The 14,369-nt window shown below is 57.2% G+C and carries 11 protein-coding genes; 6 read left to right on the plus strand and 5 right to left on the minus strand.

Annotation, left to right across the window (positions count from 1 at the left end):
- Positions 1-121: 121 nt before the first annotated feature.
- Positions 122-1,753, minus strand: coding sequence for a methyl-accepting chemotaxis protein (locus ACAM29_RS17820; RefSeq protein ID WP_369624939.1), 1,632 nt, complete (start codon positions 1,751-1,753; stop codon positions 122-124).
- Between the two features lie 153 nt (positions 1,754-1,906).
- On the opposite strand from ACAM29_RS17820, the gene ACAM29_RS17825 reads away from it, so the two are divergent.
- The 5 genes from ACAM29_RS17825 to ACAM29_RS17845 all read left to right on the plus strand — a co-directional run bounded on the left by ACAM29_RS17825 (position 1,907) and on the right by ACAM29_RS17845 (position 9,561).
- Complete coding sequence (locus tag ACAM29_RS17825) at positions 1,907-2,980, plus strand: efflux RND transporter periplasmic adaptor subunit (protein ID WP_369624940.1); 1,074 nt, start codon at positions 1,907-1,909, stop codon at positions 2,978-2,980.
- Positions 2,980-6,060: an efflux RND transporter permease subunit gene (locus ACAM29_RS17830; RefSeq protein WP_369624941.1), complete on the plus strand. Its 3,081-nt coding sequence runs from the start codon at positions 2,980-2,982 to the stop codon at positions 6,058-6,060. The genes ACAM29_RS17825 and ACAM29_RS17830 overlap by 1 nt, the downstream gene beginning before the upstream one ends.
- 134 nt (positions 6,061-6,194) lie before the next feature.
- Positions 6,195-7,085 carry a GTP cyclohydrolase FolE2 gene (folE2, locus tag ACAM29_RS17835; RefSeq protein ID WP_369624942.1) on the plus strand — a complete coding sequence of 297 codons (891 nt, stop codon included), beginning with the start codon at positions 6,195-6,197 and terminating at the stop codon, positions 7,083-7,085.
- 112 nt (positions 7,086-7,197) lie between these two features.
- The gene (locus ACAM29_RS17840) at positions 7,198-8,775 is read left to right on the plus strand and encodes a peptide chain release factor 3 (RefSeq protein ID WP_369624943.1); all 1,578 of its coding nucleotides are present in this window, start codon (positions 7,198-7,200) and stop codon (positions 8,773-8,775) included.
- Entirely contained in the window at positions 8,776-9,561 is a 786-nt protein-coding gene (locus ACAM29_RS17845; protein WP_369624944.1) for a TatD family hydrolase, read from the plus strand. It abuts the gene before it with no gap.
- On the opposite strand, the gene ACAM29_RS17850 is transcribed toward ACAM29_RS17845, so the two are convergent.
- Positions 9,555-9,953 (minus strand): hypothetical protein, encoded by a 399-nt coding sequence (locus tag ACAM29_RS17850; protein ID WP_369624945.1) that lies wholly within the window; start codon positions 9,951-9,953, stop codon positions 9,555-9,557. The two genes, ACAM29_RS17845 and ACAM29_RS17850, sit on opposite strands and share 7 nt — an antisense overlap.
- Positions 9,954-9,979: 26 nt before the next feature.
- Positions 9,980-11,896, minus strand: a complete 1,917-nt coding sequence (locus ACAM29_RS17855; protein ID WP_369624946.1) for a beta-ketoacyl synthase — start codon at positions 11,894-11,896, stop codon at positions 9,980-9,982.
- A gap of 206 nt (positions 11,897-12,102) precedes the next feature.
- Here ACAM29_RS17855 and ACAM29_RS17860 point away from each other — a divergent pair, with 206 nt between their 5' ends.
- A complete protein-coding gene (locus tag ACAM29_RS17860; RefSeq protein WP_091826868.1) occupies positions 12,103-12,762 on the plus strand; it encodes an OmpA family protein in 660 nt (219 codons plus the stop codon).
- 47 nt (positions 12,763-12,809) lie between these two features.
- Here ACAM29_RS17860 and zapB read toward each other — a convergent pair whose 3' ends face one another.
- Both zapB and ACAM29_RS17870 read right to left on the minus strand, forming a co-directional pair.
- Entirely contained in the window at positions 12,810-13,004 is a 195-nt protein-coding gene (zapB, locus tag ACAM29_RS17865) for a cell division protein ZapB (protein WP_091826869.1), read from the minus strand.
- 55 nt (positions 13,005-13,059) lie between these two features.
- A complete protein-coding gene (locus ACAM29_RS17870; RefSeq protein ID WP_369624947.1) occupies positions 13,060-14,268 on the minus strand; it encodes a flagellar assembly protein T N-terminal domain-containing protein in 1,209 nt (402 codons plus the stop codon).
- Positions 14,269-14,369: the final 101 nt, after the last annotated feature.

Genomic DNA, 14,369 nt, shown 5'->3' on the forward strand with positions numbered 1-14,369 from the left:
GCCAGTTTTATCAACTTTATGTTTTTAAAGGAGTTTTTGTGTTAAGTGGGGTGATGCGGCGGTAATGGGTACCGCCGCTGTGCTGTACACTGGTGCAGGCCTGCTCAGTTGCGGTGCGGCATTACACCTTGAAACGACCGGTTTGCTGTTGCAATTGCTGGGCATACCCATCCAGTGAGCGGCTGATGCTGCCGATGTCTCGTGAGCGGTCGGCCCCCTGTGTGGCCAAATCATTGATTTCGGTGATGCTGCGGTTGATCTCATCCACGACCTGAGTCTGCTGTTCGGTAGCGGAGGCTACGCTGGTATTGACGTCGGTAATATGAGAGATCGCCTGCAAGATGGTCTGTAACTCGGCTTCGGCGCTGCTGGAGAGAGATTCGGTGGCACTGGCTTCTTTGCTGCCGGTTTCCATTACGGTGACGACTTCAGAAACGCCACCCTGCAGTCGACTGATCATGTTCTGTATGTTTTCAGTGGACTCCTGAGTACGTCTGGCGAGGGTACGCACTTCGTCGGCCACCACTGCAAAACCGCGTCCCTGTTCGCCTGCGCGGGCGGCTTCGATGGCCGCGTTGAGCGCCAGCAGGTTGGTCTGCTCAGCCACATCACGGATCACATCCAGCACACTGCTGATCTCGTTGGAATTGTCGGCGAGCGTTCGGATTGAGGTCACCGCCTTCTCGGTCTGTTCGGCCAGTCGTCGCACCTGCGCCGAAGACTGGTGAATGATCTCGGCGCTGCGCTGGCCGGTCTGATCCGCTTCACGGGTTATGTCCGCGGCTCGTGAAGCGTTGCCTGCCACCTCTTCGATGGCGCTTTGCATCTCATTGATGGCCGTTGCCACCATGGAGATGGCATCAGTCTGGCGGCTGACACCTGCATCGTTATCCTGAGCTGCCGAGGCCAGGCGACCTGACTCCTGTCCCAGGTCACGGCTCAGGCTCTGAATACTGCCAATCATCTGCTGCAGATTACTCAATACCAGGTTGAAGCTGCTGGCCAGTCGACCCAGGTCGTCGTTGCTTTCAACCGGAATACGCTGGGTGAGGTCGCCTTCGCCCTTGGCAATGTTGTCAAGCTGCTCACGCAGAGCGGTGATGGAGCGCAGAATCAGACGCATGAAAATAAAGAACAGGGCCAGGCTGAGCAAAAGCGCCAGCAAGGTAATGATCAACGTGGTGACCGAACTGCTGACGCCTTCCGAGGATGCCTCGGCGGCTTTCTCCTGAGCCAGCTGCTCGGTATGGGAGCCTACCCGGTCGAAATAGTCGCGCAGCTGGCTGAACAGCGGCTGTGTGACCTGATGTGACAAGGCACGTGCACGCTCAGGGTTACCGCCTCGCGCCAGTTCCATCACTTGACGAGCTGAACTCTCCCACTGCCGGAAAGCCTGCTCAAATCCCTCGGACGAACTCGAGATACCGGTACCGCGAAGGCGCGCAACAGCCTGATTGAAACGGTCATGCGCCTGCTGAGTATTTTCGTCAAAGCTTGCGACTTGTGCGTCGGCTTCCTGCAGGTTGGTGCCCGCATCGACGGCCGCCATTTGTGCTACCAGTGCCTGATAAAGATCGCGGTCACCGTTGAGCACTTCGCTGATGGCGGGAAGATAGTTGCCGGAAATGTCATCGGTGTCGGCTACCAGGTTGCGGCTGGTGTTGACGCTGAACAGCCCGACAAAGACCAGTGCTGCGGCCGTAATAACAAAGGGGAGCGCGATGCGGGTACGAAATCCGGTTTTTGCGGTCATGGGAGGTGGTTTCCTTCCTGAAGTTTGCTCAAAGAGTAGCAGTAGAAACGGCAGGGTTAAAGCTGAAACCGGATGACCCTGCACCATGGCAATGGTAGTCTTAAGCCAGCTTTTATCCCCCGATTCAGGCCCGAAACGGAGTCTTGTCAGGCCATGAAATTCAAACCCGGTTTTGGTCATCTAGCCTTGCTGCTCACGCTGGCGTTGCTGGTGTGGCTGTTCAGCGGTGAACTGCTCAGCAGTCGCGACAATGCACCTGAAGCGGCTGCTCCCGTAGCACAGCCGATTACGGTCGCTGCCAGGCTGAGTGCGGCTCAGCCCTATCGTCGACAAATTGTGCTGCAGGGGCAGGTAGAGCCCTGGCAAAGTGTGGATTTGCGTGCACAGATCAGTGCTACAGTCGATGTTCTGCCGGTAGGGCGGGGTGCTCAGGTTGCTAAGGGCGATCTTCTGTTGCAACTGTCGGAAGACGACCGCCGCAGCCGCCTGTCGCAGGCGCGTGCCCAGCTGGCCTATAGCCGCAGTCAGCTGGAAGCAGGACAGAGTTTGCGTCGGCAGGGACTGAATGCACAAACCGACCTGTTGCGATTACAAAGTGAGCTGGCCGCTGCTGAGCAGGCAGTACGCAGTGCAGAACTTGAACTTGAACACACACGTCCGGTCGCACCTTTCGCAGGCGTACTTGACAGTCTCGATGTGGACCTGGGGGACTATCTGGTTGCCGGTCAAGTGTGGGGGAGGTTGCTCGATACGGCAGTACTGCGAGTGCGAGCGCAGGTGCCGCAGCAACAGGTGGTCGGGCTCGAGCTGGGGCAACGAGCAGAAGTGGTTTTGCTGGATCAACGTACTTTCAGCGGTGTTGTCAGTCACATCTCAAGGGAGGCGGATAGCGCCACCCGAAGTTTTACAGTGGAGATACGGCTGGAAAACCCCGAAGGTCTCAGAATCGCCGGCGCCAGTGCCACGGTTCGGATCGATATCGGCGGCGTGGATGCTCACCGGATCTCCACAGCCCTGCTGACGCTGGGTGAAGGCGGTCAGTTGGGTGTGTTGTATCTGGAGCCGGACGACCGGGTACAGTTCGCCCCGGTGCAGCTTATCAGTACCGGAACCGAAGGCAGCTGGGTGAGTGGGTTGCCGGAAGAAATTCGGTTGATCACGCTGGGCGGCGGCTTTGTCTCGCAGGGTCAGCAGGTCAAGGTTGATCAAGCGTCGGAGACGCGTTGATGGATGCGCTGATTCGGGCCGCAATGAACCGCAGCAGAGCCACTCTGCTGCTGTTGCTGATCCTGCTTGCGGCTGGGTTTGCTTCATGGGTGACAATTCCCAAGGAGGCCAACCCGGATGTCACCATCCCCTATATATATGTTTCCATGCGCCTTGAAGGGATCAGCCCCGAGGATGCAGAGAGGCTGTTGGTGCGGCCGATGGAGCAGGAGTTGCGATCGCTCGAAGGAGTGAAGGAGATGACTTCCATCGCCGCGGAAGGACACGCGTCGGTGATGCTGGAGTTCGATGCCGGTTTTGACCCCAAAACCGCGTTGGCGGATGTGCGTGAGAAGGTTGATACCGCCCGCACCGAACTGCCGGCTGAGGCCGACGAACCCAGCGTGAACGAGATCAATATCGCCCTCTTTCCGGTGCTGTCCATAGCCCTTTCCGGCCCGGTGAGTGAAGCTGAACTGGTTGGAACCGCGCGTCGGCTCAAGCAGGAAATAGAAGGTATTGCCGATGTGCTTGAAGTGGATATCGGCGGTGATCGTGAAGACCTGCTTGAGATCATTGTCGACCCTCAGGTACTGGACAGCTACAACGTGGACTATGCCGCCCTCTACCAGCTGGTCAGCAACAATAACCGGCTGGTCGCCGCCGGCAGCCTTGATACCGGTTCGGGGCGGTTGCCGCTGAAAGTGCCCGGCGTGATCGAAAATATCGAAGATCTGCTCAACATGCCGGTCAAGGTGGAAGATGATCGGGTCGTCACTTTCTCCGATGTGGCGGTGCTGCGTCGAACCTTCAAGGACCCCACCGGCTTTGCGCGTATCAATGGTCAACCGGGTGTGGTGCTGGAAGTGTCCAAGCGTGCCGGCTCCAACATCATCGACACCATTGATCAGATCAAGGAGTTGATCAAGCAGGCGCGCCCACTGCTGCCCGAGGGGGTGCAGGTGCACTACGTGATGGATCAGTCGGAAGAGGTGCAGGAACTGCTTACCGATCTGCTCAATAACGTGTTGACGGCGGTAGTGCTGGTGTTGATCGTAATGCTGGCGGCGCTTGGGCTGCGCTCATCGTTACTGGTGGGGCTGACCATCCCCGGCGCCTTTTTGACCGGTATTCTGCTGATCTACATGCTGGGATTCACGCTGAACATCATTGTGCTGTTCTCGCTGATACTGGTGGCCGGAATGCTGGTGGACGGTGCAATCGTGGTATCTGAACTGGCTGATCGTAACCGCCAGCAGGGGATGAACCCGGCTGAGGCCTGGGCTGGTGCTGCCAGTCGCATGGCCTGGCCGGTGATCGCCTCCGTTGCCACAACTGTTATGGTGTTCCTGCCCTTGCTGTTCTGGCCGGGTATCGTGGGTGAGTTCATGAAATACCTGCCAGCTACCGTGATCCTTTGCCTGCTGGCGTCACTGGCGATGGCACTGGTGTTTCTGCCGGTTATGGGACAGGTCAGCGGAGGTGGGCGCCTGTCGCCACAGAAAAGCCGCAACAGCAGGCTGGGCCGTGGCTATCGCCGCACGCTGGCATTTTTGCTGGCAAGGCCCGGACAAACGTTGACGGCGATGCTGTTGGCCATGCTTCTGGTTTACGCTTTTTATGGTCGTTTTAACCATGGCGTTGAGTTTTTTCCGGATGTGGAGCCGGAGTCCGCCCAGGTTTTGATTCACGCCCGTGGTGATCTGTCCGTGTATGAGCGGGACACGCTGGTCAAGGGGGTAGAGCAGCGTTTGCTTGGCATGCCTGAGGTCGAGGTGCTGTACGCGCGCAGTTTTGCCATGGCCGACGGGCAAATGGCTGAAGACGTGATTGGAATACTGCAGTTTCAGCTGATCGACTGGTATCAGCGCCGTCCGGCGGCCACCATCCTGGATGACATGCGTGATAGAACCGCTGATCTTCCCGGGTTGAAGCTTGAATTTCGCAAACAGGAGGAGGGCCCCAGCGCCGGTAAGCCGGTGGTGTTGAAACTCAGTTCACAGGACAGCACAGCACTGGATCAGGCGGTAAGCCGGGTGCGCAGTGCCATGGTTGAGCTGGGCGGCCTGGTGGATATCGAGGATGACCGTGCCCTACCGGGCATCGAGTGGCAGCTGCAGGTGGACAGGGAGGAGGCCGCTCGCTTCGGTGCGGATGTGCTATCCGTCGGTAATGCCGTGCAAATGGTCAGTAATGGTTTGTTGCTGGCTACTTGGCGGCCTGAAGACGCGCTGGATGAAGTTGATATTCGTGTGCGCCTGCCCGAGTCGTGGCGCAGCCTGGATCAGCTGCAGCGCATGACATTGACTGGCAATGGTGGACAAATGCCACTGAGTCATTTCGTGACGCTGCAGCCGTCTCATAAGACTGGCACCCTGCGCCGCGTGGACGGTCAGCGGACCATTACACTGCAGGCCGATGTGGCGTCAGGCTATCAAGTGGCGGAGCGGCTGCAAGCGCTGCTGGAGGCCAGTGACAGTAATTTGCCTGAGGGTGTAAGCCTCAGTGTTGGGGGCGAGGGTGAGGATCAGCAGCAGTCGGCCAGCTTCCTGATCAGTGCCTTCATCACTGCAATCCTGTTGATGATGCTGATTCTTGTGATCCAGTTCAACAGCTTTTACCAGACTCTTCTGGTGCTGTCGGCCATCGTGTTTTCGACCGCGGGTGTTCTGATCGGGCTGCTGGTCAATGGCCAGTCGTTTGGCATTGTCATGGTGGGTATGGGCATCATTGCGCTGGCAGGTATTGTGGTGAACAACAATATCGTCCTGATCGACACTTACAACCAGTTGCGCAGTGAGGGCATGTCGCCTGTAGATGCAGCATTGGAAACCGGTTGTCTGCGCATGCGTCCGGTACTGCTCACCGCCATTACCACAGTGCTGGGATTGATGCCGATGGTGATCGGCGTAAACGTCAATCTGCTGGAACCCAGCCTGGGTTTTGGTGCGCCCTCGACCCAGTGGTGGACGCAGCTGTCCAGCGCCATTGCCGGTGGGTTGACCTTTGCCACCCTGCTGACTTTATTGCTCACCCCTTGCATGCTGGTGCTGGGAGAGCGGATGTTTGCCCGTTTCAAGCGCGAGTCCAGTCAGGGTTGATACACTGAGGGGGGGCGTAACGGTATTCAAAGTCTTATTATGTGTTATATCATAACATTAATTTGATGGTCGCCTGTGGGCAAAACCCCCGTGGGTCGGCTGAATACCCGCAGTTTTTTGAGAGCGACATACCTATGAATGCAGTACTGCCCGATGTGTCCTTGACCGACGACGCCCCATTTATGACCCCTTTGCAGTGGGTTGGGATGCAGGACATTGATCTGCCCATTACGCTGACAGAGCCGGGTTACCGGCGTAGTCTGCATGCGTGTGCCGATGCTCAGGTGGATCTGCCGGCTGCGCATATCAAGGGTATTCACATGTCGCGTCTTTACCGTTTGCTAGATGGTCTGGGTGAGGATGCGCTGACACCTGAGCGCATACAGCAGGTACTGCTGGCGATGATCGACAGTCACCGGGACTGCAACAGCAGCAGTGCGCGTATCGGTCTTTCGTTTAATCTGTTGGTGCGCCGGGCAGCACTGGTATCTGAGGCTCTGGCGGGCTGGAAATCGTACCCTGTCAGGCTGAATGCTCAACTGGTACAGGGCCGCTTCAGTCTGCGCGCCGAAGTGGTTGTGGAATACTCCTCAACCTGTCCCTGTTCGGCGGCGCTGGCACGACAGCTTGTGGAGCGTCGCTTTCTTGACGATTTTCCCGGAGATCAGCCCCTTAATCGTGAAGAAATGGCCAGTTGGCTTCGCCGCAACGCTACACTGGCAACGCCGCACAGCCAGCGCAGTGAAGCGCGTGTCAGCGTGGGCCTGGAGGCAACCGACCCTTCGCTGGCGCTGCTTGCATTGATTGATACCATTGAGGCTGCCGTTGCGACACCGGTGCAAACCGCAGTGAAACGGGCGGATGAGCAGGCGTTTGCGGCGCTTAATGGCGCCAATTTGATGTTTGTGGAGGATGCGGCCCGGCGTATACAGGATGCCCTGCAAGCCCACTTCAGGGCGCCACGTACTCAGGTCAAGCATCTTGAAAGCCTTCACCCACACGATGCTGTTGCCTGGGCTGAGTGAAAACGGACATTGTTTAACCCGGTGTGATCAGCGAAAATACCCGCCATTGACGATCAACCGCACACACGGGGCGCAACGCCCTGTCCCTGTCCAGAACAGAAGACCCGAATTCATGTCCATCGCTCAGGAAGTTTCCAAACGCCGCACCTTTGCCATTATCTCGCACCCGGATGCCGGTAAGACCACTATCACCGAAAAACTGCTGCTGCTTGGGCAGCTGATTCAGGTGGCGGGTACCGTCAAGGGGCGTGGCAGCGACCGGCATGCCACATCTGACTGGATGAGCATGGAGCAGGAGCGCGGTATTTCCATCACCTCCTCCGTGATGCAGTTTCCGTACAACGGCCGTACCGTCAACCTGCTGGATACACCGGGGCACGAAGACTTTTCCGAGGATACCTACCGTACTCTTACCGCTGTGGACTCGGCACTGATGGTGGTGGACGGTGCCAAGGGCGTTGAGGAGCGCACCATCAAGCTGATGGATGTGTGTCGCTTGCGCGATACGCCGATCTTCTCCTTCGTTAACAAGATGGACCGTGATATTCGTGACCCGATCGAGTTGCTTGACGAGATTGAGGAGGTGCTGAAGATTCAGGCGGCCCCGATCAACTGGCCAATTGGCTCCGGCAAGTGGTTCAAGGGTGTGTATAACCTCTACACCGATACCATCCACCTGTTCACTCCGGGTCAGGGCCACAAGCTGCCGGAAGACAAACGCATTCAGGGGCTCGATTCGGAAGAGGCCCGCGCGCTGCTGGAAGATGACTATGACGAGCTGGTTGACGAGCTCGAACTGGTCAAGGGCGCCTGTCATGAGTGGGATCAACAGGCCTATCTGGAAGGTAAAATGACGCCGGTGTTTTTCGGTACGGCACTGGGCAATTTCGGCGTGAAAGAGATGCTGGATGATTTTGTCCAGTGGTCACCCGCACCGCCGGCGCGTCCGACCGAAAGCCGTGAAGTAGCGGCCAGTGAGGAAGCATTCAGCGGTTTTGTTTTCAAGATCCAGGCTAATATGGATCCGAAGCACCGTGACCGTATCGCTTTCATGCGCATCTGCTCCGGCTCCTATACTCGAGGCATGAAGATGAAACATGTGCGTATCGGCAAGGATATCCGCATTGCTGATGCCGTAACCTTTATCGCCGGCGATCGTGAGAACGTGGAAGAAGCCTGGTCTGGTGACATCATCGGTCTGCACAACCACGGCACCATCCAGATCGGTGATACCTTTACCGCTGGCGAGAGCCTCAAGTTCACCGGTATTCCGCACTTCGCACCGGAAATGTTTCGCCGTGTACGCCCGACCGATCCGCTGAAAATGAAACAGCTGCAGAAGGGTTTGCAGCAACTGTCGGAAGAAGGCGCGGTTCAGCTATTCCAGCCTTTGAAGAACAACGACCTGATCCTTGGTGCTGTCGGACAGCTGCAGTTTGAAGTGGTGGTGTTCCGTCTCAAGGACGAGTACAAGGTCGAGTGCGTGTACGAACCGATCAGCGTACAGACTGCACGCTGGGTGGAGTGCAGTGATAACAAGATGCTGGAAGATTTCCGCCGCAAGGGCTACGACAATCTGGCGGTGGATGGCTCCGGCCTGCTGACCTACCTGGCGCCAACCCGGGTAAATCTGTCACTGACCGAAGAGCGCTGGCCGGATATCCAGTTCCGCGCAACGCGGGAGCACTGATTGCTGATCGACACCATCTGCCACCTTGATTTTGCTGATTTTGATCCTGACCGAGCAGCGGTAATTGAGTGTGCGCACGTTGCGGGTGTTGAGCAGATTGTGGTGCCGTCGATCACGGTGGATAACTTTGAGCGGGTTCTGGATCTGTGTGCTTCAGATCGAAGCCTGTATCCTGCTTTGGGTCTGCATCCCTGTTTCAGTCATGATATTGAGCACGATCTGGCACGGCTGGATGAGATGCTTTCGCTGGCGGCAGGAGCCGTAGTGGCGGTGGGCGAGATCGGCCTGGACTTTCGCCCTGCACAGTTGCGTTCCGGACAAGAGGGGACAGCACAGCAGGAGCAGCTGCTGGAAGCGCAGCTGAAACTGGCAAAGGCTCACGACCTGCCGGTATTGCTGCATGCGGTGAAAGCACACGACCGGGTTTTGAAGTTGTTGCGTCGTCAGCACCTGCCCCGGGCGGGTATCGTGCATGCGTTCTCCGGCAGTGAACAACAGGCGCGGGAGTATGCAAAACTGGGCTTTAAGCTGGGTTTTGGTGGGGCTGTCACCTACGAACGTGCGCGTAAATTGAGAAGACTGGCAGCTGAGCTGCCGCTGGAGTGGCTGGTGCTGGAAACCGATGCGCCGGATATGCCACTGCAGGGGCACAGGGGTAAGCGAAATGAGCCCTGCCGTGTGGCGGAAGTGGCCGCGTTCATTGCCCAACTGCGAGGGATGGACGATGCAGAAGTTTCAGCCGTAACCACTGCTACGGCTTCCGGTCTGTTGCGGCTGCCTTATTGATAAATGCTGCTGTAGGCGGCTTCCAGCGTGTTCCAGACAGTGTCGGTCTTGCTGTTCACGGGAACGCGATAGTAACGCTTCTCTGCATCAACCGCTTCACTGCTGTAGCTGCCATCCGGCGGGGTGAGGATCAGCTTTGCCAGGCTGGCGGGGTAGTTCGGGCCCTTGATCTGTTCACCATAGGTTTCTTCAATCGGCCCCAGTTTGTAACGTACCGATACGATGGACGTCAGCTCCTGGCAACGACGGGTTTCACCCTTGCAAAACTGGAAGTAACGGGTGTCCAGGACATAGAACTGATCAGCGGTCGGGTCTTCCTTCAGAGCCCCTGACAGGTTGACGCAGCCACCGAGCAGCAGGGCTGCAGCGGCCGGTAACAGCAGTTGTTTCATCCCGATTCCTCCTTGTTATGGTCGTTTCAGCACAGATCTTTGTACGGGTTTTCGACCTGCAGTGAGATCGGGTTGGCATAACCGGGCAGGCGAATTTCATCGGCACTGATCTGCAGGTCATCCCCCGTCAGCACGTTGTGGTCGTACAGATAGATGGGTTTTGCCTGACCCATGATAGCAGACTGGTTATAGCTTTCGGCCTGTTCGCGTACCTGCTCGCGTCGCTTGCGCCAGGCATTCATGGCGGCTTCGCCGTGGCGCCTTGTCAGCAGCTGCTCGACCACATGGGGTGCCATTACAGCGGCGCTGGCGTTGTTGCCGCCAAACCCCTTGGCGTTAATCAATACCGAGTCCATCCCTGTAGCGCCGGTTTCCTTATGGGTCAGCGGGAAATGCAGGTTGGAGCTGTGCACATCTTCTGCAATTTCGGTTGTGGTGGTCAGACCCGGCACGATGCCGTGTTTCCAGACGCCCAGTGACGCAAATAGCTGATCCCCTCCTGCAGTGCCCTGTGAGTGCCCAAGATAGGCTTTTATGGCACTGACGGTCCAGTCAGGGATATCAAACGCCTTGGCGGTCTCGTTGATGACATGAGATTCGGTTACGCGGTTTTGCGGGGTGCTGGTGCCGTGTGCCTGTACAAAGCTGCGCTGCTTGAGTGACTCTTCACCCAACAGTGTGCCGATCAGCGATGCCGCCTTGCCAAGGGTCATGTAGTTGCCGATGCCCGGTGCCGAAATCGACTTTTTGTGCCCGTCGGCATGGACAAAAACATCGGCCACCGCACCGTGGATGTCAGCGCCAAGCTCCAGTGCGAGATCGTCACTCATCAGCACCAGGAACTGGCTGGATTCACCCATGGTAAAGCCACAGTTGTTGCCGAATGGACGACAGGCTTTGCGGTAGTGCTCCTCAGCCATCTCGGCAAGACCGTCCAGCGCCATCAGCTGTTTGTCTTCGGCCAGGGCGCCCATAGCACGGAAGCCTTCAATGATCTCCTGCGTTACCGGGGCATCACTGCCACCGACCAGTACCAGCTTGCTGCGGCCGGTACGTATCGCCTCGACGCCGCTTTTCAGGTTGTACAGAAAGGTGGCGCAGGCGCCCAGCGCGCCGCCGGTCGTGCCGACGTTACCGAGCAGGTAGGCGTTGATGAAGTCAGCCGGCATCTGGGCATAACCCAGTGGCATCTGTTTGGAGGTGGTGCGTTTGCCCAGCGCCGGGAACTTGGTCAGGCCGCCGAAGCCAAGATCGTCCAGCTGGCCAATTGAGTTGCTGGCGAACACTGCGATCTGATCCGGAGAGAGCAGATCCAGAATAGTCTGATACTCGATCCCCATCGAGCGCAGTGCATCGGAGGCAGCATAAACCGCCATCTGCAGGCCGCGGGGATGGTTGCGTGACTGGTACAGTTTGCCGGGCTCGAACCCGGTCGGTAGCATGCCGGCACTTTGTACCAGGGCTGGTTTGGAATCCGGGAAAATCAGTTCGCAACTGCCGTCGATCCGTACCTCAACCTGACCGCCACCTATCTCTTCTACCTGCCAGTTTGCCGGGATTTGCTGCGGCAGCTGGCGGCTGCGCAGGCGGAAACTCAGGCCTTGATCGCTGCCTTTGATGCTGGCTGGGCGGTTGAACATGACGGCATTAACATCGAACCAATCGGGGTGGATGCGGCGAATCAGGGTGTTGTCTCGTACCTGCTGTTCAATGCGGCTGGCCAGCTCTGCAGCCGTGAAGTGCTGGCTGGTGTCACCCTGCAGCTGGTAGCTGCCGGCATTATACTGCGCAAGCCCGGTCAGTGTTGCCAGATCAACCAGCGTATCCTGTCGACTGGATGCATCCAGCTGATCCAGTATCAGGCGACGATAGCCCTGGTGAAAGGAAGAGCGACCAGCGGGGCTGATACCACCAAAACCGACAATGACAGGCAGCTGAGACAAAAGATACTCCTCGGAGTGGTGACGCGGATGACAAAGAAGGATAACAGCGCATTTTATCGTCTGATCCTGGCGCTGGCCAGCACCCATATGCACTCCGGTGTAAAAGCGATACTGGTTTTCATTTCGTATTAAGCTATTCTGAGCTAAAAGGTATCAGGCCTGCTCTTTCATATGGAGGAGCGGGAGACCGTATTCAGGAGGAAACCATGAAAAAGCTGATGATCACCTCACTTGCGTCAGTATTGTTGCTGGGTGGGTGTACAACGCTGGACCCCTACACTCAGGAGTCTAAAACGTCGCAGGCAACCAAGGGCGCAGGTCTGGGTGCTCTGGGTGGCGCCGTACTGGGTGCAGCCGTGGCTGGCAAGGGCGATCGAAATGAGGGCGCACTGGCAGGGGCTGTTATTGGCGGTGCTGTTGGTGGTGGTATCGGTTATTACATGGATCAGCAGGAAATGCAGCTGCGCCAGCAGCTTGAAGGTACCGGTGTTCGAGTGGAGCGTGTCGGGGATGACATCCGGCTGATTATGCCGGGCAATATTACCTTTGCCACCGACAGTGATCGGGTTGATCCGTCTTTTTACTCGGTGCTCGACTCGGTTGCTCGTGTGTTGATCAAGTTCGAGAAGAGTCAGGTTGCAGTGGAAGGCTATACCGATTCAACCGGTTCATTTGAATACAATCAGCAGTTGTCGGAGCGTCGCGCCACCAGTGTTGCACGCTACCTGAATTCGGTTGGGGTCAGCCACTTGAGACTGGATGCGCGCGGTCTGGGTGAGCGTTACCCGATTGCCAATAATGACACTGAAGCGGGGCGGGCTATGAACCGTCGCGTCGAGATCAAGATTCGCGGCACTCAGCGCTGAGTCTGCTGGCCGTGCGGGCGCTGGTTCCGCACGGCTGCAAATATCTGTCAAAGGTTTTCGCTTTCCCGAAGCCGGTCAAACTTGCCCAGCAGTCGCTGCAGACTCTGCTCAGTACTTTCGCGTTCGGCTTCCAGTGTTGTCTTGCTCTCACGCAGCTCGCTGACTTCCAGTCGCAGCAGTTCGACCTCTTCGATTAATCCCTCAATCTTTTTTTCCAGTTCGGTAAAGAGTCCGCTCTGCATTTTGGTGGTGCTCCTGTATGGGTGTGGATGATTCAAGGGCGCAAGACTAAGCTGCTCAATGGGCGATTACAATATCATCCTGCTGGATGTTGAGGGTGTTGCTGTCAGCAGGCAGTCGGCCCCGTGACATGGTGGGTTGTACGTCTTCCAGAGTCAGCGTCTGGCGAGTGTTGCGCAGCTCGCTCATCGGCATCTGATTGGCATCATAATGGGTGTAGAGTCTATACACGCTCAGCCGATCACCCGGTTTCAGGCCTGCCAGCGAGCCGGCGCCGATCCATGCCTCATTGCCTTCCGTATGTGTGATGCTGCTGCGGAACGGTTCACACATCAGTGTTTCATCAATATAGCGACTGATATCCTGCAGGGTGGCCTCCACCTTCTGGCCAAAGTCCTGCTGCCAGAACAGGGGGCTCCCGAAGCCTGTTTTTTCATGTACTGGGCGGTTCCAGCGGCCTGCTGTGGCGAAGGATTGTTGCCACATCATCTGGCCTGTGAAAGTGTCAAAAATGTAGAGGTCCAATACAAAGTTGCGCAGATGTTTTGAGCTGGCGAAGTCGAGCCTGCGGTAGGTGTCGAGCAGGATGTTGGGTGGACGAGGGCCCGCCGGGTTGTGCAGGCTCAGGTCCCGGATAATGCCGGTTACCAGGAACTGGGTTTGTTGCTGTTGTGCGTGATTCAAGTGGCGGGAAAGAGCGCCCTCGGACAGTTGCTGGGGGGGCTGATCCTGGTTGCCCATCAACTGCAGATTGCCACGGTCAATGACATTAAGTGTGCTCTGTTGCAAAGACTGACTGATTATCGTGGCCAGTCCCTGTTGAATGCCTTGCAGATTGCCATGGCTGGCGTCAGCGGGACGGGCGAGGCTGAATCCGCCGATGGCAATCGTTTTGCGATAGGCCAGGGGAGGCTGGCCGTTGGCGCAGCCGGCCTCAGCTTCTACCTCGGCCAGGATACGCACAGTCAGCAGGCTGCCACGGATGTATTCATCGATGATGCGGATGTTGTTGAGCTGGGTCAGGCTGTTAATGCGCATATTGTCAATTTCAAGTATGCCGTCACGTACTTCCTGTGTGGTAGAAATCCAGGCGCTGCCCTGAAGGGAAGCCTGTTCTCGGGCACGACTGACGGCCAGCTCTCGCGCCTGATCAAGGTCATTATTTATAATCGGTGCCGAGCCCTCGGCTTCGATGGTGATGGCTGCAACATGGGGGATGGCCAGTGTCAGGCAGAGCAGTAGCAGACGGCAAAGTCGGGTCAGCATGATGGTCAGTGTCCTCAGGTATTGGCCAAAAGGTATGCAATTTGCGAGTGCGATGCAAACGCTGACGGCGGTACTCTCCTGTCATCGCTCCATTTTGTGGT

Origin of the sequence: Marinobacterium sp. BA1 (assembly GCF_041155135.1) — a bacterium.
GTDB lineage: Bacteria > Pseudomonadota > Gammaproteobacteria > Pseudomonadales > Balneatricaceae > Marinobacterium > Marinobacterium iners.

Excerpts from the sequence above, each read along its gene's own strand:
- ACAM29_RS17820 (WP_369624939.1), bottom strand. The coding sequence starts at position 1,753 with ATGACCGCAAAAACCGGATTTCGTACCCGCATCGCGCTCCCCTTTGTT.
- ACAM29_RS17825 (WP_369624940.1), top strand. The coding sequence starts at position 1,907 with ATGAAATTCAAACCCGGTTTTGGTCATCTAGCCTTGCTGCTCACGCTG.
- ACAM29_RS17830 (WP_369624941.1), top strand. The coding sequence starts at position 2,980 with ATGGATGCGCTGATTCGGGCCGCAATGAACCGCAGCAGAGCCACTCTG.
- folE2 (WP_369624942.1), top strand. The coding sequence starts at position 6,195 with ATGAATGCAGTACTGCCCGATGTGTCCTTGACCGACGACGCCCCATTT.
- ACAM29_RS17840 (WP_369624943.1), top strand. The coding sequence starts at position 7,198 with ATGTCCATCGCTCAGGAAGTTTCCAAACGCCGCACCTTTGCCATTATC.
- ACAM29_RS17850 (WP_369624945.1), bottom strand. The coding sequence starts at position 9,953 with ATGAAACAACTGCTGTTACCGGCCGCTGCAGCCCTGCTGCTCGGTGGC.
- ACAM29_RS17860 (WP_091826868.1), top strand. The coding sequence starts at position 12,103 with ATGAAAAAGCTGATGATCACCTCACTTGCGTCAGTATTGTTGCTGGGT.
- zapB (WP_091826869.1), bottom strand. The coding sequence starts at position 13,004 with ATGCAGAGCGGACTCTTTACCGAACTGGAAAAAAAGATTGAGGGATTA.
- ACAM29_RS17870 (WP_369624947.1), bottom strand. The coding sequence starts at position 14,268 with ATGCTGACCCGACTTTGCCGTCTGCTACTGCTCTGCCTGACACTGGCC.